Here is a 20,644-nt window from a genome sequence, read left to right on the forward strand (position 1 = left end):
CACCCATGGAGACGCAGGAGATTCGGGTGGCGGTCGTCCGGGAGGCGGACCAGGAACTCGTCGATGCCTTCGGGCGGATGCTGCCGCAGTTGTCCTCGACGGCCGAGGCCCTCGATCTCGCCGCCCTCGACCGCATCCTGGCCTGTGACGCCACCACCATGCTGATCGCGAGGTCGGCGGCCGGGGCGGTGGTCGGCACGCTCACCCTGGTCATGTTCCCCGCGCCCGCGGGACTGCGGGCGCGCATCGAGGACGTGATCGTCGACCACGCCGCACGCGGCCAAGGGGTCGCGGGGCTGCTGATCCGGGAGGCCATCCGGCTCGCCCGGGAAGCCGGGGCCCGTACCGTCGACCTCACCTCACGCCCGGACCGGGCGGCGGCCAACCGGCTGTACGAGCGACAGGGCTTCCGGCAGCGGGCGTCGACGGTATACCGGGTGCCGCTCAAGGGCTGACCCTCCGGGGCACACGAGTCGTCAGGAGGCCATGGCCTCCGGTTCCCGCTCCGCCGCCGCGAACTCCAGCTCCAGCAGCTCGCCCACCGCGGCCTCGTCCGCCCGGTGCGTGCGCCACAGCCACAGGATGTCCCGGCCGAACGACCAGACCAGCGTGGAGAGCGCCAGGGCCACGACCCCGAAGGTCGCCGTATGGGGCAGGTATCCGGACGCGGCGACCAGCAGCAGGATGCCCTGGAGCGCGGCCACGGTCTTGCGGGCCATGCTCGGCGGCAGCGGGGCGTTGAGCCACGACCAGGCGCGGGCCGCGGCGACGAAGCCGTACCGCATGCCGCCGATCAGCAGGACCCACGGGCCCTGGGACATCGACACGTACACGCTGAGCACCAGGATCAGGAACGCGTCGACCTCCATGTCGAACCGCGCGCCCAGCGGGGTCGAGGTGCCCGTCGCGCGGGCCACCTTGCCGTCGACGCCGTCGAGGATCAGGGCCACCGCGGTCAGACCCACGAACAGCGTCACCGGCGGGGAGTCCTGGTAGGAGTCCGCGACCAGCGCGGTCACTCCGCCGACCAGGGTCGCCCGGCCCAGGGTCACCCGGTTGGCCGGCCCGAACGAGCGCGGCCGGGTGCGGTGCAGTGCCCTGGAGAGCACGCCCCAGGTGGCGACGGCGAAGGCGAGGCCGGTCAGCCAGCCCGCCGGCCCCATGCCGATCGCCGTGCCGAGCAGGGCCAGCAACAGGATCTGCAGACCCGCTCCCACAGCGGTCTCCTGCTGAACCAGCCTTGCGTCGTAAGTGTTGTTCAGGGCCACCGCAGATTCCTCCGGCCAGATGACAGAGTCGATCAAGGCCACGTACTGTGCGCGGCCTGTGCACATCTCGGTACGTGAACGAGGTACGTGCACGAGTTCCCGATCGTTCAGGAGGTTCTCGATGAAGGCCGCCGCACGTGCGTTCTGGATCCGCTCTCCGGGTGAGGGCGAGATACGGGAAGCCACCCTTCCGGCCCCCCGCGAGGACGAGGTGCTGGTCCGCTCGCTGTACTCCGGGGTCAGCCGGGGCACGGAGACACTCGTGTTCCGCGGCAAGGTGCCCGAGAGCCAGCACGCGGCCATGCGGGCACCGTTCCAGGAGGGCGACTTCCCCGGCCCCGTGAAGTACGGCTACCTCAGCGTCGGAGAGGTGGAGGAGGGGCCCGCCCACCTGGTCGGACGTACGGTGTTCTGCCTGTACCCGCATCAGACGCGGTACGTAGTGGCGGCGAGCGCCGTGACGGTCGTACCGGACGACGTGCCCGCCGCACGGGCCGTCCTCGCCGGTACCGTCGAGACCGCCGTGAACGCCCTCTGGGACGCGGCTCCGCTGATCGGCGACCGGATCGCGGTGGTCGGCGGCGGCATGGTCGGCAGTTCCGTGGCCGCGCTGCTGGCCCGCTTCCCCGGAGTCCGCGTCCAGCTGGTGGACGCCGACCCGGCCCGCGCCGGCATCGCCGAGGCCCTCGGTGTCGGTTTCGCCTCCCCGGCCGACGCCCTGGGCGACTGCGACCTCGTCGTCCACGCCAGCGCCACAGAACAGGGCCTCACCCGCGCGCTGGAACTCCTCAGCCCCGAGGGCACGGTCGTCGAACTGAGCTGGTACGGCGACCGGAAGGTCAGCCTCCCGCTCGGCGAGGCCTTCCACTCCCGGCGGCTCGTCATCCGCAGCAGCCAGGTCGGCACCGTGTCCCCGGCCCGCGCGGGCCGCAGTTACGGCGACCGGCTCGCCCTCGCGCTGAAGCTGCTCGCCGATCCGGCGCTCGACGCCCTCATCACGGGGGAAAGCGCGTTCGAGGAACTGCCTGACGTGATGCCGAAGCTCACCACCGGGGAGATTCCGGCCCTCTGTCACCGCGTGAGGTACGACAAGAGCGCCTGACCTGAGAAAAGAGTGAGAGATCGCTGAACGGGGGGAGACGAAGGGCCGTACTACACGGCATCCCCCGGCAGGGATCAGCCGGGGGACCAGACGCGCCGCACCTGGAGGGTCGTCCGTTGTTCAGCATCACCGTCCGCGATCACATCATGATCGCCCACAGCTTCCGCGGCGACGTCTTCGGACCCGCGCAGCGCCTGCACGGAGCGACGTTCCTGGTGGACGCCACGTTCCGGCGCGAACAGCTGGACGACGACAACATCGTCGTCGACATCGGACTCGCCACGCAGGAACTGGGTGCCGTAGTCAGCGAGCTGAACTACAGAAACCTCGACAACGAACCGGACTTCGCCGGAGTCAACACCTCCACGGAGTTCCTGGCGAAGGTCATCGCCGACCGGCTCGCCGGGCGCATCGAGAAGGGCGCTCTCGGCGAGGGCGCCAAGGGCCTCGCCGGGCTGACCGTCACCCTGCACGAGTCGCACGTCGCCTGGGCGAGTTACGAGCGTGCCCTGTGACCGACATGACGACCGGGCGGACGGCCACGCTCGACTACGTGCCCGTGCAGCACGCCGCCCTCAAGAAGGCCGAGATCATCCCGATGTCCCTGCGGTCCGTGCACTTCGTGATGCCCGGCGGCGTGGACGACCCCACGGCGCCGAGCGGCGGCAACGCCTACGACCGGCGGGTCTGCCTGGACCTGCCCGGCTTCGGCTGGCAGGTCGAACGGCACGCCGTGGCCGGCAGCTGGCCCCGCCCGGGAGCCGCCGCCCGCACCGAACTGGCCCGCACCCTGAGCGACCTGCCCGACGACACTGTCGTCCTGATCGACGGCCTGGTCGCCTGCGGAGTCCCCGAGATCATCGTGCCCGAGGCGGAGCGGCTTCGGCTCGCCGTCCTCGTCCACCTGCCCCTCGGCGACGAGACGGGACTCGCACCCGGGCTCGCCCTCGAACTGGACGCCAAGGAGCGCGAGGTGCTGCGGGCCGTGCCCGCCGTCATCGCCACCAGCGACTGGGCCGTACGGCGACTCGTCTCGCACCACGGCCTCGCCCCCGAGCGGGTCCACGTCGCCACCCCGGGTGCCGACATCGCCCCCCTCGCCTCCGGCACCGACGGTGTCTCCCGGCTGCTGTGCGTGGCCGCGGTGACCCCCCGCAAGGGACAGCACCGGCTGATCGAGGCACTGGCCGGGGCGAAGGACCTGCCGTGGAGCTGTGTGTGCGTCGGCGGGATCACGCAGGATCCCGAGTACGTCGCCGGTCTGCGGACGCTCATCCAGAAGTACGGCCTCCAGGACCGCCTGCACCTCGCGGGACCGCAGGCCGGAGCCGAACTCGACGCCAGCTACGCCGCCGCCGACCTGATGGTCCTCACCTCCTACGCCGAGACCTACGGCATGGCGGTCACCGAGGCCCTCGCGCGCGGCATCCCGGTGCTGGCCACCGACGTCGGCGGGCTGCCCGAAGCCGTCGGACGCGCCCCCGACGGCGGCGTGCCCGGCATCCTCGTCCCGCCGGAGGACCCCGCCGCCCTCGCCGCCGAACTGCGCGGCTGGTTCGGCGAGGCGGACGTACGACGCCGGCTGAAGGCTGCTGCCCGGGGCCGGCGGGCCGCCCTGGACGGCTGGGCGACGACGGCCCGCAGCCTGGCCGGAGTACTCGGCCGACTCCCGAGCGAGCCCAGGAGGGCGGCATGAGGAAGACGGCGACGAAGCAGAGCGGAACGATCCCGGCACAGCCGGGACCCCGGGAGGTGCTGTCGGTGAAGCCTGGTGTGCCGTCCGACACGGAATCGGTCATTCCCGGAGCGGGTCCCAGCGTCCGCCCCGGCGAGCGCCCCACCGTACGTCTGCGGGACGCCGGGCCCGACGACGCTCCCCGCTACGCCCCCGAGTGGCTGGAACTGCGCGAGGGGCCCGACGCGGCGGCACGGGCGGGGGACCTGATCGACCCGCTGCGGATCCGGCTGGCCAACCTGCCGGGCAAGGCCGGTCTCGTCATCCACGACCTGGGCTGCGGCACCGGCTCGATGGGCCGCTGGCTGGCGTCCCGCCTCGACGGTCCCCAGCACTGGATCCTGCACGACCGGGACCCCTACCTCCTGCACTTCGCGGCCGTCGCCTCCCCGCGGTCCGCCGCCGACGGCAGCCGGGTCACCGTGGAGACCCGCCGCGGCGACGTCGGCCTGCTCACCCCGGACATCCTCGCCGGCGCCTCCCTGGTGACGGCCTCCGCCCTCCTGGACGTCCTCACCCGCCAGGAGATCGAGACCCTCGCCGCGGCCTGCACGGGAGCCGGGGTACCGGCCCTGCTCACCCTGTCCGTGGCGGGACGCGTCGAACTGAGCCCGTCCGACCCGCTGGACCACGAGATCGCCGAGGCGTTCAACGCGCACCAGCGACGCGGCGGAATGCTCGGCCCTGACGCCATCACCGTCGCCTGCGAGGCCTTCTCCGAGCGGGGCGCGACCGTACGGCTGCACCCGAGCGCCTGGCGCCTGGGCCCCGCCGACGCCGCGCTCACCACGCAGTGGCTGCGCGGCTGGGTCGGCGCGGCCGTCGAGGAGCGCCCCGAGCTGAAGGAACGCGCCGAGCGCTACCTCAGCGACCGCCTGGAGGCCTGCCGCGCGGGCGAGTTGAACGTCGTCGTCCACCACAGCGACCTGCTGGCACTGTCCCGTCCGACGGGCGCAGCGTCATGAGCGTGGAGACGGTGCGGCCGGGCCTGCCGGTCCGGCGACCCGCCGCGACGGTCGAGCCTGCCACGCCCTCCCAGCGGGCCCTCACCCTGCGGGCCGAGGTGCTCCACACGCGGGACGACCTGCTCACGGCGCGCACCGAGGCCCTGGTGGCCAGGGCCGAACTGCTCGCCGCCGCCGGTCACTCCGTCACGGACCTCACCGAAGCCGCCGTCTCCCACGACCGGATCGGCGTCATCGTGACCGCGGCCCGGCCCCGCCCCACCCGGACGCCCAGGTGGCGCACCGCACTGCGCGCGGTCCTCAACTCCCGCGCGCTGCGCACCCACTTCGGCACCGTCGCCGGTGTCACCATCCTCGCTCTGCTGCTGTGGCGCCTGGGCACCGGCGTCTTCCTGGACGGGCTGCGCAGGATCGACGGCACCGCCCTGCTGGCGGCCCTCGCGATCGGCGTCGTGACCACCGTGTTCAGCGCCTGGCGTTGGCAGCTGGTGGCCCGCGGGCTGCGCATCCGGCTGCCGCTCGGCGTGGCCGTGGCCGACTACTACCGTGCCCTGTTCCTCAACGCGGCCCTGCCCGGCGGCGTCCTCGGTGACGTGCATCGCGCGGTGCGGCACGGACAGAGCGCCGGGGACATGGGCCGCGGGGTACGGGCGGTCGTCCTCGAACGGGTCGCCGGACAGGTCGCGTTGGCGGTCGTCGGCGGTGCCGTGCTGCTCACCATGCCGTCCCCGGTGCTGGCCGAGGTCCGCCACCTCGCCCCCGTCGTCGGCCTGACCGTCCTGGGTGCCGTCGCCGTGGTCGTGGCCCTGCGGATGAACCGGACTCCGTCCTCCTCCCGCAGGGCCCGGGCCCTGCGCTCGGCCCTCGGCGAGGCGCGCGAGGGACTCCTGTCCCGCCGCAACTGGCCCGGCGTCGCGCTCTCGTCGGCCGTCGTGCTGGCCGGCCACCTCGGGATGTTCGTGCTGGCGGCCCGCATCGCGGGCTCCGCCGCCTCCGTCGCCCTCCTGCTGCCGCTGGCCGTGCTCGCCCTGCTCGCCATGGGACTGCCGCTGAACATCGGTGGCTTCGGCCCCCGGGAGGGCGTCACCGCCTGGGCGTTCGCCGCCATGGGCCTCGGCGCCGGCGCCGGTCTCGCGACCGCGATCGTGTACGGCGTCCTCAGCTTCGTGGCGAGTCTGCCGGGCGCCGTCGTCCTGGTCGTCCGCTGGTACCAGGGACTGCGGGGCCCGGCGACCGCCTACTCGGACCCGGCGCCGGATTCCGTGAGCATCGAGAAATACGTTCCGAAGGACTCCGCGAAGCTCTCCAGCAACGCTTTCCCTTTTTCCGCGGAGCCCAGCGAAGGGCGCCCGATGACACCGGAATCGGTGTAAGCGGACATGCCGAGGGTGAGGAGATGACGACGGTCGTCCGCGACGAAATCGGAGGTCTCGTAACCGGGCCGGACACATTCCGGGTGGGCGTGCAGAAGAATGGAGGCCTCGATTTCTCCCGCATGCATGTCGGTCAGCAGCGAGGTGACCACTCCCGCCTCCTGGCGGGCGGCCTCCCAGTCCTCCCCGGCCGGGAACAGCGCCATCCGCTCCCCGCGGGCGGAGGCCTCCTGGACGACGTTGCCCAGCACATAGTTGCCGCCGTGTCCGTTCACCACGACCAGGGCCTCGACGCCGGAGCGGCGCAGCGAGGCCGCGATGTCCCGTACCACCGAGTGAAGGGTGACGGAGGAGATGCTGACGGTCCCCGGCCAGGCCGCGTGCTCGTGCGAGCAGGCGATCGTCACCGGCGGAAGGAGATGCACCGGGTATGCCGCGGCGATCTCGCGCGCGATGGCACAGGCGACGAGCGTGTCGGTCGCCAGGGGAAGGTACGGACCGTGTTGTTCGAAGCTCCCGACCGGAAGGACGGCGACCTGTGTTGAGACGCCCGCCCCCCGCGTCCGTACGTCTTCCGTAGTGTCCGTCGGCAACAGACCGTACGCCGCCGACCCTATGTCCGAACCGCTCATCTTTTCACGGCCTTTCGTCTCTGCTTAGGAACCAGATCATGACAGACACAGTTGGCGTACTCGGCAAGAAGGCACCACAGCGTACGGGTGTGGAGCGCGTGGTGAATGCACCGCTGCCCACCGTGTACGGGAAATTCCAGGCGGTCGGCTATCTCGATCACGACCGCGGCGACGAACAAGTCGCTCTGGTTCACGGTGACATCGGTTCGGACGACGTCCTCGTCCGGCTGCATTCCGAGTGCCTGACCGGTGACGCGTTCGGCTCCCAGCACTGCGAGTGCGGCGATCAGCTCGACGCGGCGCTGCGGGCCGTGGTCAAGGCGGGCAGCGGCATCGTCGTCTACCTGCGGGGCCACGAGGGCCGGGGCATCGGCCTGCTCGCCAAGCTGCGCGCGATGGCCCTGCAGGCGGAGGGACTGGACACCGTGGAGGCGAACCTCGCGCTCGGTCTGCCGGTGGACTCCCGCGACTACGGGGTCGCCGCGGGCATCTTCCACGACCTGGGTGTGAACTCGGTCCGCCTGATGTCGAACAACCCGCGCAAGCGCGAGGCGCTGCTGCAGCACGGCATCAAGGTCACCGAGACGGTGCCGCTGCTGATAACCCCGTGCGAGAGCAACATCACCTATCTGCGCACCAAGCGGGAGCGGCTGGACCACGTCCTGCCCCATCTGGACGCGGTGGCCCACCTGTCCTGATCGCCCGGCGGTTCCGGGGCGGCGGATCCGGACAGGAAGAGGGCATGACCGACGACGTCCTCTTCCTCTCCGGAGAGCAGGTCACGCGCCTGCTCGACGTGGACACCGCCATCGCCTCGCAGCGTGCAGCCTTCGCCGCGCTCGGCTCCGGCACGGCCGACCTGCCGGCGAAGATCATGCATCCGAGCCGCTTCGACGACAGCGTGGTCTTCGCGTACGTCTCCCGGCTCTCCGCCGACTCCGGGGCCGTCGCGAAGTTCGGCAGCGTCAACCCGGGCAACGCGGCGGCCGGGCTGCCCACGATCCACGCCGTGGTGTCGGTGCTCGACCCGGTGACCGGCCGCCCGGCCGCCGTCATGGACGGCGCCGCGGTGACCACGCTGCGCACGGCCGCCGCGAGCGCCGTCGCCGTCGACGCCCTGGCCTCACCCGACAGCACCGACCTGGCCGTCCTGGGCTCCGGCACCCAGGCCCTGGCCCATGTGCGGGCGATCGCCCGGGTCCGGGACCTGAAGTCCGTACGGCTGTGGAGCCCGACCCCGCGCAACCGTGCCCGTGCCGCCGAGACGCTGTCGGGCCTCGGTCTCACCGCCGAGGCGGTCGGCACCGCGGAGGAGGCGGTGACCGGCGCCTCCCTGGTCGCGGCCTGCACGCTGAGCCGCACCCCGGTGGTGTGGGGCGCCTGGCTGTCGCCCGGGTGCACAGTGGTGAGCGTGGGCTCCTTCGAGCCCACCCGCCGGGAGGTGGACGACGAGGTCCTACGGCGGGCGGTGGCCGTCGTCGTGGACGACCCGGCGACCGCGGCCGAGCACGCCGGGCCGGTCGTGGACGCGCTCGGGAGCGGGCTGCTGGACGCCGACGCCCTGACCGCGCTGGGAGACGTCGTCACGGGGCGAGCCGTGGCGCGCACCGGGCCCGACGACATCGTCTACTACAACAGCGTCGGCCTCGGGATCCAGGACGCGGCAGCCGCCTGGGCCGTGGTGCGGGCGGCCGAGGGGGAGCGCCGATGAACACACGGGCCGGGACCGTCGTCATCGGCGGCGGGGTCATGGGCACGAGCATCGCCTGCCACCTGGCACGGGCGGGCGTACCCGACGTGGTGCTGGTCGAGCGGGACGAGCTCGCCTCCGGTTCCACGTCGAAGGCGGCGGGCGGAGTGCGGGCGCAGTTCTCCGACGAGCTCAACATCCGGCTCGGGGCGCGCAGCCTTGAGGCGTTCGGCCGCTTCGAGGAGGAGACCGGGCAGGACATCGGGTTGCACCGGGTCGGCTATCTGTTCCTGCTGTCGACTCCCGAGCAGGTCGCCTCCTTCGAGGACAGCGTGCGGCTCCAGAACGCCCTCGGCGTCCCCAGCCGCATGATCGACCCGGCCGAGGCGCGTCGGCTCTCCCCGCTCATCACCACCGACGGCCTCCTCGCCGCCGCCTTCTCACCGGAGGACGGCCACTGCACGCCCGAGTCCGTGGTGTACGGCTACGCGGCCGACGCCCGCCGCCACGGCGCGACGATCCTGCGGCACACCGAGGTCACCGGCATCGAACTGCGCGGCGACGACATCACGGCCGTCGTGACGACCAGGGGCCGGATCGCCACCGACACCGTGATCTGCGCGGCCGGCGCCTGGTCGCGGGGGGTCGCCGCGATGGTCGGCGTGGACCTGCCCGTCGAGCCGCTGCGCCGCCAGATCGCGGTCACCGAACCGGTCGGCGGACTGCCGGCCGACCTGCCCATGACCATCGACTTCACCACCAGCCTCTACTTCCACTCCGAGGGCCCCGGCCTCCTCCTCGGCATGTCCGACCCCGACGAGAGCCCCGGCTTCGACACCGCGACCCACGACCGCTGGATCCCCCGCCTCGCCGAGGCCATGACACACCGTGCCCCCGCCCTCCTCGACCTGCGCCGCACCGGCGGCTGGGCCGGCCTGTACGAGATCACCCCGGACCACAACGCCCTGATCGGCGAGTCGACTTCGGTCTCCCGCTTCCTGTACGCCACCGGGTTCTCCGGCCATGGATTCCTCCAGGGCCCGGCCGTCGGCGAGGTCGTCCGTGACCTGTACCTGGGCCGCGTACCCTTCGTGGACATCAGCCCGCTCAGCGCCGGCCGGTTCGCGGCCGACGCCCTGCGCCCGGAGGCCAACCGCGTATGACCGAGCTCCATCTGTGGCTGCGCCACGAGGTCCGCACCACCGAGCGACGCACGCCGATCGTGCCGTCCGACGCCCGGCGGCTCGTCGACAGCGGGGCGACACTGACCGTCGAGGAGTCCCCGCAGCGGATCTTCCCGATCGAGGAGTACGAGGCGGTCGGCTGCGCGGTCGCACCCGCGGGTTCGTGGGTGGCACGGGCGCCGCGGGACGCCGTGGTCGTCGGTCTGAAGGAACTCCCCGACGAGCCGGACACCTTGACGCACCGTCACATCTTCTTCGGGCACGCCTACAAGGAGCAGCCGGGCGCCCCGGAACTGCTGCGCCGGTTCGCCGCCGGGGGAGGGGTCCTCCTCGACCTGGAGTACCTGGTCGACGACCAGGGCCGCAGGCTCGCCGCCTTCGGATACTGGGCCGGCTACCTGGGTGCCGCCCTGGCCGTGCTGCAGCACCGGGGCAGGCTGACTACGCCCCTGGCGCCCACCTCGCAGGAGGAGCTGGAGGACATCCTCCGGCCCGTCGCCGGGGACGAGGAGTTCACGGCGCTGGTGATCGGGGCCCAGGGCCGCAGCGGCCGGGGTGCCCGCGTCGCGCTCCGTGCCGCCGGGATCGAGCCGACCTGCTGGGACCTCGACGAGACCCGGAACCTGGACCGGCCCGCCCTGCTCGCCCACGACGTGCTGGTCAACTGCGTCCTCGCCACCACCCCCGTCCCGCCCTTCGTCCGCACCGCCGACCTGGACGACCCGTCCCGCCGGCTGCGCACCCTCTCCGACGTCACCTGCGACGTCGGCTCGCCCCTGAACGTCCTGCCGGTCTACGACCGCGTCACCGAGTGGACCGAGCCCGTGCGCCGGCTCCACAAGGACCCCGCGCTGGATCTCATCGCCATCGACAATCTGCCGTCCCTGCTCCCGGAGGAGGCCAGCGTCGGCTTCTCGGGGTCCCTGCTGCCCCAGCTGCTGGAGTTCGGGGTCGGTGGACCCTGGGGGCGCTGTCTGGACCGGTTCCGTCAGGCCTGCCGTGAACTCGGCATCGAGGAAGAGGAGTTCCGACGTGTCTGACCTGGTACCCGCGACCGGCACCGTCCACTGGATCGGCGCCGGGCTCTCCACCGGCAGCGGCCTGGCCGAGCTGTGCGACACGGCCGACCGCGTGCTGCTGTGGCACCGCTCCGAGGAGCGGGCCGAAGAGGCCCTCGAAGGGCTGGGGCTCAACGGCAGGGCCGTTCCCCGTGCCTGGACGCTGCCCGCGCTCACGGCCGAACTGGCGCCGGGAGACGTCGTCGTGTCGATGCTCCCCGCGCCCGAGCACCCCGGCATCCTCGCCGCCTGTGTGCGCGAACGGGCCCACTTCGCCTGCTCCAGCTATGTGTCCGACGCCGTCCTCGAACAGGTCCCGGCGGCACGGAAGGCCGGGATCGTCGTCCTGACCGAGGCCGGTCTCGACCCCGGCATCGACCACCTCTTCGCCCACGGCCTCGTCGCCAGGGCCCGCGCGGCGATCGGCGACGCGACACCGGCGTCGTACGGCCTCACCTCGTACTGCGGTGGCGTCCCCGCGGTCCCCAACGACTTCAGGTACCGCTTCAGCTGGGCCCCCGCCGGAGTCCTGAACGCCCTGCGCTCGCCCGCGCGTTACATCGAGGGCGGCGCCCCGACCACCGCCGAGCGGCCCTGGGAGGCGACCCGGCGTCATGTCGTGGACGGTGAGACCTTCGAGGTCTACCCCAACCGCGACAGCCTGCCCTTCGTCGAGCGGTACGAACTGCCCGGCGCCTGGACACCGCGGACCTTCGTGCGCGGCACGCTGCGTCTGGACGGCTGGCTGCAGGCCTGGGAGCCCGTCTTCGAGGAGCTGAAGGGTGGTGACGACACCCGGATCGCCGCCCTGGCCAAGGAGCTGGCGGCCAGGTACCCGACGACGGACGCCGACCGCGACCGGGTCGTCCTCGCCGTCTCCCTCGACGTGCGTGCGGAGGACGGCCGCACCTGGTCCGGCGGCTACCTGCTCGACCTGGTGGGCGACGAGGAGGACAGCGCCATGGCCCGCTGCGTCTCCCGCACCCTCGCGCTCGGCGTGGGACACATCCTGGACGGCTCCCTGCCCGCGGGCCTGAGCCGGGCCGCGGAGACGGCGGCCCGGTCCGAGACATGGCTGGGTGAACTCGCCCGCGCCGGCGTCCACTTCACGCTGCGGGTGGATCACTGACCGAGGCGGGGCGTCCTAGTCGACGACCGCCTCGTGCACCAGCCGCTTGAGGTCGGGGAAGAGCTTCAGCGTCTTCGGCCGTACCTGGGTGAAGAACTGGACGCTCAGATCGCGGCCCGGGTCGACCCAGAACGTCGTGGACGCCGCCCCGCTCCAGCCGTAGGAACCGAGGCCGGAGGGGGCCGGGGTGCGGGCGGGGTCGATCACCACGGAGACGCTGAGGCCGAAGCCAAGGCCGTCGTTGCCGGGCTCGTCGTGGGCGGGCTTGGCGCCGAAGGAGCGCAGGTCGGCGCCGCCGGGAAGGTGGTTGGAGGTCATCAGGTCCACCGTCTCGGGGGACAGCAGCCTGGTGCCGTCGACTTCGCCGCGGCGGCGCAGCAGTTCCGCGAAACGGTGGACGTCGTACGCGGACGCCGCCATCCCGCCGCTGCCGGACAGCAGACGCGGGCGGCCCAGCAGCGGCAGCCCGGGGACCGGCTCGATCGTGCCGTCGTCCTTCTCGCCGTACAACTCCGAGAGCCTGCCCGCCTGTTCGTCCGTCACGCAGAAACCGGCGTCGGGCATGCCGAGGGGTCCGAAGACGCGCTCGGCGAAGAAGGCGTCGAGTGGCTGACCGGACACGATCTCGATGACCCGGCCCAGGACGTTGGAGGCCACCGAGTAGTTCCACTGGGTGCCCGGCTCGAACTGGAGCGGCAGGCTCGCGTACACGGCGACCGTCCTGGCCAGGTCCGAGCCCGGCAGCACCGACGACTCCAGGCCCGCCTCGCGGTAGAGGGCGTCCACCGGGTGGCAGTGGTAGAAGGCGAAGGTCAGGCCCGCGGTGTGGGTCATCAGATGCCGGACCCGTATCGGACCGTGGGCCGGACGGGTCGTGAGCGTGTCGCCCGATCCGTCCACGTACACGCGCGGCTCCGCGAACTCCGGCAGATAGTCGGCGACCGGATCGTCCAGCGACAGCCGCCCCTCCTCGACCAGCAGGAGCGCGGCCACCGCGGTGACCGGCTTGGTCATCGAGTAGATGCGCCACAGGGTGTCGGGCTCGACCGGCAGTCCGGCCGCGAGGTCGCGGTGGCCGTGCGTCGTGAGGTGGGCGACACGTCCGCCGCGGGCCACGGACACCAGGAAACCGGGCATCCGGCCCTCGTCGACGTAGTGGGCGAAATGCTGGTCGAGGCGGTCCAGCGCCTTCACATCCAGCCCCACCTCACCGGGGTCGACCTCTTGCCGCAGCTGTGCCATCGCTCTCCTCCGTCGCGTCCGTCGAGGTGCGGGCGGGTACACCCGGCCCGGACCACCTCGGACATCATCGTCGCTCAGGAAACCGCAACGCTCCGCGGGGCGGCCGAAATCGGGGGTGGGCGCGAGGCCCGCGCACCCCGGCCGTCCCTGAAACCGGCCGGAGTGCGCGGTGGTCTGCGGGCGGGTCGGCGCAGCGCTGCTCTGTTCTGCTCGCTTGGGCCGATGCTGTTGCCGACGACGCCATCTGTCAACGGGGCGTGAAGTGGGGAGGGTCCTACGCCCCGGGGAGCAGGACGGATGGCCGATGCGCCGGCGATCACCACCTCCCTACGCTGACCGAACCGGTCACCACCCCGAGGGAAGAGGTCACCATGCCCGTCAACGGCCACAGCCACATCCGTATCGCCCGCCCCTCCCGCGACCTGGCCGCCGCCGAGCGGTTCTGGGTCGAGGGGCTCGGACTGGGTGTCCTCTGGCGTGCCGAAGGCGGGGCCGAACCCGGCGAACACGACCTCCTGATGCTCGGTCGGCCCGACGCCGGCTGGCATCTGGAACTCGTCCACGAACGGGGCCGCCCCGTCGAACCCCGCCCCACCGAGGAGGACCTCCTGGTGATCTACGTCGACGGCCCGGTACCGGAGGACCTGGTCGCCCGTCTGGAGGCCCACGGCGGCAAGCGGGTGCTGTCGCCGAACCCGTACTGGAACGAGTGGGGCGTCACGGTGGAGGACCCGGACGGATACCGGCTCGTGCTGTGCAGGCGGGGCTGGTCCAACGCCCGGTGACGGACGGACCTCTCACCGGCCGGTCACGGGGCTCGGCGGAGCGCATGGCGTCCCGGCCCTGGTCGGGCACGTCGGTAACGGAGTCGGATGGGCACTCTCGTACTGCTGGTGCCAGGCGTCGACTGTGATGATCAGCGCGATGGCGGCCAGGCACAGCTGAACCGCTCCCGCGTACGGATGGGCCGAGCACAGGAAGATCACTGCGATCACGAGCACGCCCAGGGTGAACGCGCCGAACCAGAGCACCGGAACCCAGTCCGGCGTGACCGGCCCGGTTCGTCCGCCGACGCGACCCCATCCCCGGATGAGCGACATCAGCCCCAGCAGCAGGGCGGTTCCTACCTCGATGAGCAACACGATCACACTGATGCAGCCGCCCGCGAACCCGTCGCCTCGCGCGTCCGGAGACGTCCCGGACCGGCGGTCGGTCCCGGACAGGCGCTGTGCACGCGAACGCGGTGCGAAGGGCATGGCCCCACCCTCGTGCGTCACGCCGCACACCGCGTCGCGGTTCACCGGGCCTTGACCGGTTCGTTCCCTGAGCGCAGCACTCGCGAAGCCGTCCCGGACGCCGTGGTGCGGCACCGCCGGGGACTCGACGCGGGCCGGACTTAATTCGGTTGCCGCTCTCCGTGTCCGCCCTTCACCATGGGCGGGTCACCGGGAGCTGCCCGGTGCTCCACGAGAGGAGGCACGACCGTGACCACGACTGTCCTCGGCCTGCCCGCAGACCACACCTCTCTGATCTCATGGAGCACCCCCAGCGATGTCTCACGACCATCTCTCGCAGCACCCCCGGCACCCGGCATTTCCTGACGACGTCACCACCGACCCCCATCGCCGCCTCCCGTCGGACGATCTGAGCGACGTCGACGAACGGTTCGTCTTCGACTTCCGGGCCTACGACGACCTCGAGGACGGCCAGCGCTGGTCGACCTGGCTCAGCGTCGAACCCCTCAGCCGAGGCCCCGAGCCGCTTCCCGACTGGGTGGTGACCTCCCAGGGCGCGATCGACACCGAGCTCGGCGTCCTCAAGACCGGCAAGGAGGCCGACGTCCACCTCGTCGAGCGCGCCGACCCGCTCGACCCCGACGCCGGCGTGGTCATGGCGGCCAAGCGGTACCGCTCTCCCGAACACCGGTCCTTCCACCGCGCCGCGTCCTACACCGAGGGCCGCTCGATGAAGCGCTCACGTGACGAACGGGCCGTCAAGCGGAAGAGCACCTTCGGACGGCAGGTCGCGGCCGGAGAGTGGGCCGTGTCCGAGTGGGGCGCGCTCGTGCGTCTGTGGAACCTCGGGCTGCCGGTTCCCTACCCGGTGCAGATCGACGGCACCGAGATCCTGATGGAGTGGATCACCGTCGTCGGCGAGGACGGCACGGTCGAAACCGCGCCCCGGCTCGCCCAGGTTCGCCCCTCACCCGAGTTGCTGGCGTCCTACTTCGAGCAGCTGACCGACGCGCTCGCGACCATGGTGCAGAGCGGCATCGTGCACGGCGACCTCTCGGCGTACAACATCCTGGCGGCTGGCGAACGGCTGGTCGTCATCGATCTGCCACAGATCGTCGACCTGGTCGGCAACCTCAACGGGATGGCCTTCCTCCAGCGCGACTGCGCCAACATCTGCGGCTGGTTCCGCTCGCGGGGCCTCGACGTCGACGAGCACGCGCTGTTCGCGGAACTGATGGCGCACGCCTTCTGAACCGGGCGCAGCCACACAGCCGCTGCGAACCCCCGGCGCCCACAGGGCATCCGGGGGTTCGCGGCAGGGGACATCGCAGCGGCGTATCAGGCGGTTACCGTCTCCCGCCGGGACGCCTCCCGGGAGGCGCGAGTGCCTAGGTCCTCCGTGGGGACCTTGTGGGTCTCGCGGGCCGTGAGGGCGGCGATCACCGGCGGGACGCACAGGGCCGCGGTGAACAGGGCCACCGACGACCAGTCGGTGCCGTCGGGCCCCGCGATCTGCGCCGCGAAGGTGACCGCGAAACCGGCCACGGCGAAGCCGATCTGCGTGCCGATCGCCATACCGGACAGCCGCACCCGGGTGGAGAACATCTCGCCGTAGAAGGACGGCCACACGCCGTTCGCTGCGCTGTACACGACGCCGAAGGTGACGATGCCGAGCAGCAGGATCAGCGGGTAGTTGCCCGTGGAGATCGCCCAGAGGTACAGGAACATCATGATCGCGCTGCCCACCGCGCCGACCAGGAAGACCGGCCGTCGGCCGATGCGGTCCGACAGGGTGGCCCACAGCGGGATCGCGGCGAGCGCGACGAGGTTGGCCAGCGCGCCCACCCACAGCATCGAGGACCGGCTCATCCCGACCGCGTCGCTCGTCGCGTACGCCAGCGCCCACACCGTGAAGATCGTGGAGACCGAGGCGATGACCGCGCCCCCGACGACCCGCAGCACGTCTGCCCAGTGCTCCCGCAGCAGCACCAGGAGCGGCAGCTTCACGACCCCCTCGGAGGCGGTCTGCTGCTCGAACGCCGGTGTCTCGTCCAGCTTGCGCCGGATCACGAAGCCGACCACGGCGACCGCGACACTCATCCAGAACGGCACCCGCCAGCCCCAGGACAGCAGTTGGTCCTCGGGCAGCGCGGCGACCGGGAGGAAGACCAGCGTGGCGAGCAACTGCCCGCCCTGGGTGCCGCTGAGCGTGAAACTCGTGAAGAACCCGCGTCGGTGCGACGGCGCGTGCTCCAGGCTCATGGAGTTGGCGCTGGCCTGCTCCCCGGCCGCCGAGATGCCCTGGAGCACCCGGCACAGCACCAGCAGGACCGGGGCGAGGGAGCCGACCTGGCCGCGGGTCGGCAGACACCCGATGAGGAACGTCGACAGGCCCATCAGGATCAGCGTGAAGACCATGATCTTCTTACGGCCGACCCGGTCGCCGAAGTGCCCCATGAAGAGCGCGCCCACCGGCCGGGCCGCGTAGGCGACACCGAAGGTGGCCAGCGACAGCAGGGTCGCGTTCGCCGGGTCGGACTCGTCGAAGAAGACCTTCGGGAAGATCAGGGCTGCGGCGCTGCCGTAGATGAAGAAGTCGTAGTACTCCAGGGCGCTGCCGATCCAGGCGGCGGTGGCCGCCTTTTTCGGTTGCCCGACGGCTTCGGCGGGGACGGACACGGCGGTGCTCCATTCGGGGGACTCCGGGGAGCTACCCAGTTAATTAACCCACTGGGTAGTTAGTAGCGGTTGTCCACGGATGCTGCGCCCACGACTCCCGGGTGTCAAGGGGTCCGGCCGTACGGCCTCAGTCGCCGGACCGTTCCGCCGTCAGGTACGCGATCACCATGTCGCCGAGCATGGTCCGGTAGTGCTCCCGCTGCCCGGCGGCGACCAGATCACGCCCGAACAGCACGCCGAAGGTGTGCCGGTTGGCCACCCGGAAGAAGCAGAACGAGCTGATCATCGCGTGCAGGTCGACCGCGTCCACGTCAGCCGTGAACAGGCCCGACTCCTGCCCCGAGGCCAGGATGCGGCGGATCACGTCGAGCGCCGGGGAGCCGATCCTGCCGAGCTTCGCGGAGCCGGCGATGTGCTGGGCCCCGTGGATGTTCTCGATGCTGACCAGGCGGATGAAGTCCGGGTGCTGCTCGTGGTGGTCGAAGGTCAGCTCCGCCAGCCGCCGGATCGCCGCGACCGGGTCCAGGTGCTCGACGTCCAGTTCCTGCTCGGCCTCACGGATCACGGTGTAGGCACGCTCCAGAACGGCTGTGAAGAGCTGTTCCTTGCCGCCGAAGTAGTAGTAGATCATCCGCTTGGTGGTGCGGGTGCGGGCGGCGATCTCGTCGACGCGGGCCCCGTCGTAGCCGGACCGCGCGAACTCCTGTGTCGCCACGTCGAGGATCTCGGCCTGGGTGCGGGCGGCGTCGCGGATCCGCCCGCCTTGTCGTGCCGGTTCGTCGACGCTGGTCATCGGGTTCCCTCGGGTCCTTCGGAGTGCGGCCGGTGCCGCAGATTCTAGAAGGCGGGCGGGCTGCCGTGGTCGGGGCCTTCCCCGCGAGGCGTCCGGCTGATATAGCTAACGTACTAGTTCGTACATTAGCGATCGGCTCAGGAGGTCCGCGTGGCCAAGGACTCGTATCTCGTCGGACTGATCGGCGCCGGCATCGGGCCCTCGCTGAGCCCGGCGCTGCACGAGCGGGAGGCCGACCGGCAGGGCCTGCGCTATGTGTACCGGCTCATCGACATCGACGCGCTCGGGGTGCGCCCCGAGGCGGTCGGGGAGCTCGTGCGGGCCGCCCGGGACCTGGGTTTCGACGGGCTGAACATCACCCACCCGTGCAAGCAGCTGGTCATCGGGCACCTGGACGCGCTCGCCCCGCAGGCCGAGGCGCTCGGCGCGGTCAACACCGTCGTCTTCGAGGACGGCCGCGCGACCGGCCACAACACCGACGTCACCGGCTTCGCCGCGTCCTTCGCGCGCGGGCTGCCCGACGTGCCCCTGGAGCGGGTCGTGCAGCTGGGCGCGGGCGGCGCGGGCGCGGCCGTCGCGCACGCCACGCTCACCCTGGGCGCCGGACGGGTCACCGTCGTCGACGCGCTCGCCGACCGTGCCGCGGATCTCGCCGCCGCGCTGAACCGCACCTTCGGCGCGGGACGCGCGAGCGCGGCCACCCCGGACCGGCTGTCCCGGCTGCTCACCGACGCCGACGGCATCGTGCACGCCACCCCCACCGGCATGGCCGCCCACCCCGGCCTGCCCTTCCCGGCCGGCCTGCTGCACCCCGGACTGTGGGTCGCCGAGGTCGTCTACCGCCCGCTGGAGACCGAACTGCTGCGCACGGCCCGCGCGATGGGGTGCGCCACTCTGGACGGCGGCGGGATGGCCGTCTTCCAGGCCGCGGACGCGTTCCGGCTGTTCACGGGGCGCGAGCCGGACGCGGCGCGGATGCTGGCGGACATCGCGGACCTGGCCGGTCCGGTCGGAGCTCCCAAGTAACCCCGGATCACTGCCGGTTGACGGTCCGGGTGACACCGGCGAAGACCGTCGTCGCGAGGATCCAGCCCGCGATGACCAGGGCGTACGACAGTGACTGGTACCAGCCCTGCGGGGCGAAGGCGCTCTCCTGGCCGAAGGAGATCACCGGCAGCAGCAGGTCGAGGGTGTAGAACAGCGCGTTGAAGTGCGGCGCCTCGTCCGCCTTGAGCGGGGGCGGGTGGTGCAGGCCGTAGGCGACGGTGCCGACGGCGAGCAGGGAGACCAGCCACACGCCGGCCCGCAGCGGGTGGAAGCCGTAGCCGACGGTGGCGTCCTGGACGTGGCCCCACAGACGGCCGTACCAGGGCAGCGTGGTCCGGTGCCGGCGCTGTCGGGCCAGCTGGACCAGCCGGGCGGCGCGGTCGTCGCCGATGCGGCGGTAGGCGGCGGTCAACTGCTCGTAGGCGTGCGGGACATAGCCCTCGCGGTCCCGTTCCAGCATCGGCAGCCTGCGCTCGGCGGGCTCCTGCGGGGTGAGCGAGGTGTAGACGAGTTTGTTGAACTGCACCTCCTCCGGCACCACTTCGGGCTCCAGGAACAGGTCGTCGATCTGGGCGCGGCGCAGACTGAGGGTGCCCTGCATGGGTGGCCCCTTGCGCAGCCAGAGCTCACCGATGGTGGAGCTGTTCGCCCGGAGCGCCGCGTCGCCCGGATTGCACAGATGCGCGTACGAGAAGTCGAGCCGGCCCGCGATCCGGGCGCCCCGCATACCGATCCAGCCGAAGGTGTGCACCCGGCGCAGATGGAAGTCGCCCTCCACGACGAGCGTCTGCGCGTCGAGGACGATGTCGCCCGGGTGGCTGAGCCGGGCGTCGTTGAGGTTGGCGGACCCGGCGATCGTGGCCCCGTTGAGGCGCATCTCCCCGTGCACGCGCAGCCCCGGTGCCCACAGGTCGTCGCCCATGGTCACGTGGTTGAGCTGGAGGGCGGGCTCGTCGGCGCCGACCGCGGTGATCTCGGCGCGGTCCATGAACAGTGCCCCGGCGATCTGCGCCCCGCCGAGCCGCACCGGCCCGAGCACCTGGCAGTCCGTCAGCCGCAGAACGGCCTCCACCCGTATCGTGGCGGCGGTGAGGCCGGGCAGCACGGAGTCGCTGAGGTTCAACTGGCGCAGCCGGCTGCCGTACAGCAGCGGTACGTCGTCGAAGAAGCAGTGGCTGAGGCGTACGGCGTGGTCGACCGTCCCGTACTGGAGCCCGAGCACACCGGTGATCCGGGCTCCCGCCAGCTTGAGGGCGGGTATCTCGCCCTCCTCCTGCGGCCCGTTGAGCATCAGTGCCCGCAACACCCTTGCCCGCACGGTCCGTTCCGGGCCCCAGTCGGCGCCCTGCGCCACGTCCTCGTCCTCGGCCGCACGGAAGTCCACGGCCTCGCCCCGGGGGTAGGCGCGCCACACCCGCAGTTCGGCCGGCGTCATATTGTCGATCTCCATCAGCGGCGACTCTGACGCCACCGTGGGCGACTGTCAACAAGGCATCGCGTCGGCCCGGGCCA

Annotated in this window: 20 protein-coding genes and 1 pseudogene; 14 read left to right on the top strand and 7 right to left on the bottom strand. The window is 71.9% G+C overall.

Annotation, left to right across the window (positions count from 1 at the left end; translation table 11 throughout):
- Positions 1-5 precede the first annotated feature (5 nt).
- Entirely contained in the window at positions 6-455 is a 450-nt protein-coding gene (locus ACZ48Z_RS31200; RefSeq protein ID WP_468739225.1) for a GNAT family N-acetyltransferase, read from the top strand.
- Between the two features lie 21 nt (positions 456-476).
- On the opposite strand, the gene ACZ48Z_RS31205 is transcribed toward ACZ48Z_RS31200, so the two are convergent.
- Positions 477-1,268: a CDP-alcohol phosphatidyltransferase family protein gene (locus tag ACZ48Z_RS31205; protein WP_468739323.1), complete on the bottom strand. Its 792-nt coding sequence runs from the start codon at positions 1,266-1,268 to the stop codon at positions 477-479.
- A 121-nt stretch (positions 1,269-1,389) separates the two neighbouring features.
- Between ACZ48Z_RS31205 and ACZ48Z_RS31210 the strand changes: the two genes are divergently transcribed.
- The 5 genes and pseudogenes from ACZ48Z_RS31210 to ACZ48Z_RS31230 form a co-directional block, all read left to right on the top strand.
- Complete coding sequence (locus ACZ48Z_RS31210) at positions 1,390-2,370, top strand: zinc-dependent alcohol dehydrogenase (protein ID WP_468739226.1); 981 nt, start codon at positions 1,390-1,392, stop codon at positions 2,368-2,370.
- Positions 2,371-2,486: 116 nt separating this feature from the next.
- Positions 2,487-2,885 carry a 6-pyruvoyl trahydropterin synthase family protein gene (locus tag ACZ48Z_RS31215; protein ID WP_328751759.1) on the top strand — a complete coding sequence of 133 codons (399 nt, stop codon included), beginning with the start codon at positions 2,487-2,489 and terminating at the stop codon, positions 2,883-2,885.
- Between the two features lie 5 nt (positions 2,886-2,890).
- Positions 2,891-4,066, top strand: a complete 1,176-nt coding sequence (locus ACZ48Z_RS31220; protein WP_468739324.1) for a glycosyltransferase family 4 protein — start codon at positions 2,891-2,893, stop codon at positions 4,064-4,066.
- Entirely contained in the window at positions 4,063-5,070 is a 1,008-nt protein-coding gene (locus ACZ48Z_RS31225) for a class I SAM-dependent methyltransferase (protein WP_468739227.1), read from the top strand. Before ACZ48Z_RS31220 ends, ACZ48Z_RS31225 begins: the two co-directional genes overlap by 4 nt.
- A pseudogene (locus tag ACZ48Z_RS31230) lies at positions 5,067-6,194 on the top strand (lysylphosphatidylglycerol synthase transmembrane domain-containing protein); the annotation flags it as partial. The gene ACZ48Z_RS31225 and the pseudogene ACZ48Z_RS31230, both read left to right, overlap by 4 nt.
- A gap of 113 nt (positions 6,195-6,307) precedes the next feature.
- Here the strand turns inward: ACZ48Z_RS31230 and ACZ48Z_RS31235 are convergent.
- Positions 6,308-7,075 carry a creatininase family protein gene (locus ACZ48Z_RS31235; RefSeq protein WP_468739228.1) on the bottom strand — a complete coding sequence of 256 codons (768 nt, stop codon included), beginning with the start codon at positions 7,073-7,075 and terminating at the stop codon, positions 6,308-6,310.
- A 38-nt stretch (positions 7,076-7,113) separates the two neighbouring features.
- On the opposite strand from ACZ48Z_RS31235, the gene ribA reads away from it, so the two are divergent.
- The 5 genes from ribA to ACZ48Z_RS31260 are packed head-to-tail and all read left to right on the top strand — an operon-like array spanning position 7,114 to position 12,136.
- The gene (gene ribA / locus ACZ48Z_RS31240) at positions 7,114-7,773 is read left to right on the top strand and encodes a GTP cyclohydrolase II (protein WP_468739229.1); all 660 of its coding nucleotides are present in this window, start codon (positions 7,114-7,116) and stop codon (positions 7,771-7,773) included.
- Positions 7,774-7,817: 44 nt separating this feature from the next.
- Positions 7,818-8,786, top strand: coding sequence for an ornithine cyclodeaminase family protein (locus ACZ48Z_RS31245; RefSeq protein WP_468739230.1), 969 nt, complete (start codon positions 7,818-7,820; stop codon positions 8,784-8,786).
- On the top strand, positions 8,783-9,928 hold the full coding sequence (locus ACZ48Z_RS31250) for an NAD(P)/FAD-dependent oxidoreductase (protein WP_468739231.1): 1,146 nt from the start codon (positions 8,783-8,785) through the stop codon (positions 9,926-9,928). The genes ACZ48Z_RS31245 and ACZ48Z_RS31250 overlap by 4 nt, the downstream gene beginning before the upstream one ends.
- On the top strand, positions 9,925-10,989 hold the full coding sequence (locus ACZ48Z_RS31255) for a saccharopine dehydrogenase (protein WP_468739232.1): 1,065 nt from the start codon (positions 9,925-9,927) through the stop codon (positions 10,987-10,989). The genes ACZ48Z_RS31250 and ACZ48Z_RS31255 overlap by 4 nt, the downstream gene beginning before the upstream one ends.
- The gene (locus ACZ48Z_RS31260; protein WP_468739233.1) at positions 10,982-12,136 is read left to right on the top strand and encodes a saccharopine dehydrogenase family protein; all 1,155 of its coding nucleotides are present in this window, start codon (positions 10,982-10,984) and stop codon (positions 12,134-12,136) included. The genes ACZ48Z_RS31255 and ACZ48Z_RS31260 overlap by 8 nt, the downstream gene beginning before the upstream one ends.
- A 15-nt stretch (positions 12,137-12,151) precedes the next feature.
- On the opposite strand, the gene ACZ48Z_RS31265 is transcribed toward ACZ48Z_RS31260, so the two are convergent.
- Positions 12,152-13,378 carry a serine hydrolase domain-containing protein gene (locus tag ACZ48Z_RS31265; RefSeq protein WP_468739234.1) on the bottom strand — a complete coding sequence of 409 codons (1,227 nt, stop codon included), beginning with the start codon at positions 13,376-13,378 and terminating at the stop codon, positions 12,152-12,154.
- A 371-nt stretch (positions 13,379-13,749) separates the two neighbouring features.
- Between ACZ48Z_RS31265 and ACZ48Z_RS31270 the strand changes: the two genes are divergently transcribed.
- Positions 13,750-14,163, top strand: coding sequence for a VOC family protein (locus tag ACZ48Z_RS31270; RefSeq protein ID WP_468739235.1), 414 nt, complete (start codon positions 13,750-13,752; stop codon positions 14,161-14,163).
- 12 nt (positions 14,164-14,175) lie between these two features.
- Here ACZ48Z_RS31270 and ACZ48Z_RS31275 read toward each other — a convergent pair whose 3' ends face one another.
- Positions 14,176-14,634: a DUF6234 family protein gene (locus ACZ48Z_RS31275; protein ID WP_468739236.1), complete on the bottom strand. Its 459-nt coding sequence runs from the start codon at positions 14,632-14,634 to the stop codon at positions 14,176-14,178.
- Positions 14,635-14,929: 295 nt separating this feature from the next.
- Between ACZ48Z_RS31275 and ACZ48Z_RS31280 the strand changes: the two genes are divergently transcribed.
- The gene (locus tag ACZ48Z_RS31280; RefSeq protein ID WP_468739237.1) at positions 14,930-15,865 is read left to right on the top strand and encodes a serine protein kinase RIO; all 936 of its coding nucleotides are present in this window, start codon (positions 14,930-14,932) and stop codon (positions 15,863-15,865) included.
- Positions 15,866-15,951: 86 nt separating this feature from the next.
- Here ACZ48Z_RS31280 and ACZ48Z_RS31285 read toward each other — a convergent pair whose 3' ends face one another.
- On the bottom strand, positions 15,952-17,292 hold the full coding sequence (locus ACZ48Z_RS31285; protein ID WP_468739238.1) for an MFS transporter: 1,341 nt from the start codon (positions 17,290-17,292) through the stop codon (positions 15,952-15,954).
- A gap of 127 nt (positions 17,293-17,419) precedes the next feature.
- On the bottom strand, positions 17,420-18,085 hold the full coding sequence (locus ACZ48Z_RS31290) for a TetR family transcriptional regulator (RefSeq protein WP_468739239.1): 666 nt from the start codon (positions 18,083-18,085) through the stop codon (positions 17,420-17,422).
- A gap of 150 nt (positions 18,086-18,235) precedes the next feature.
- Here ACZ48Z_RS31290 and ACZ48Z_RS31295 point away from each other — a divergent pair, with 150 nt between their 5' ends.
- Positions 18,236-19,111: a shikimate dehydrogenase gene (locus tag ACZ48Z_RS31295; protein WP_468739240.1), complete on the top strand. Its 876-nt coding sequence runs from the start codon at positions 18,236-18,238 to the stop codon at positions 19,109-19,111.
- Between the two features lie 7 nt (positions 19,112-19,118).
- On the opposite strand, the gene ACZ48Z_RS31300 is transcribed toward ACZ48Z_RS31295, so the two are convergent.
- Positions 19,119-20,582: a membrane-associated oxidoreductase gene (locus tag ACZ48Z_RS31300; protein ID WP_468739241.1), complete on the bottom strand. Its 1,464-nt coding sequence runs from the start codon at positions 20,580-20,582 to the stop codon at positions 19,119-19,121.
- Positions 20,583-20,644: the final 62 nt, after the last annotated feature.

This window comes from Streptomyces sp. NPDC031225 (assembly GCF_055570355.1).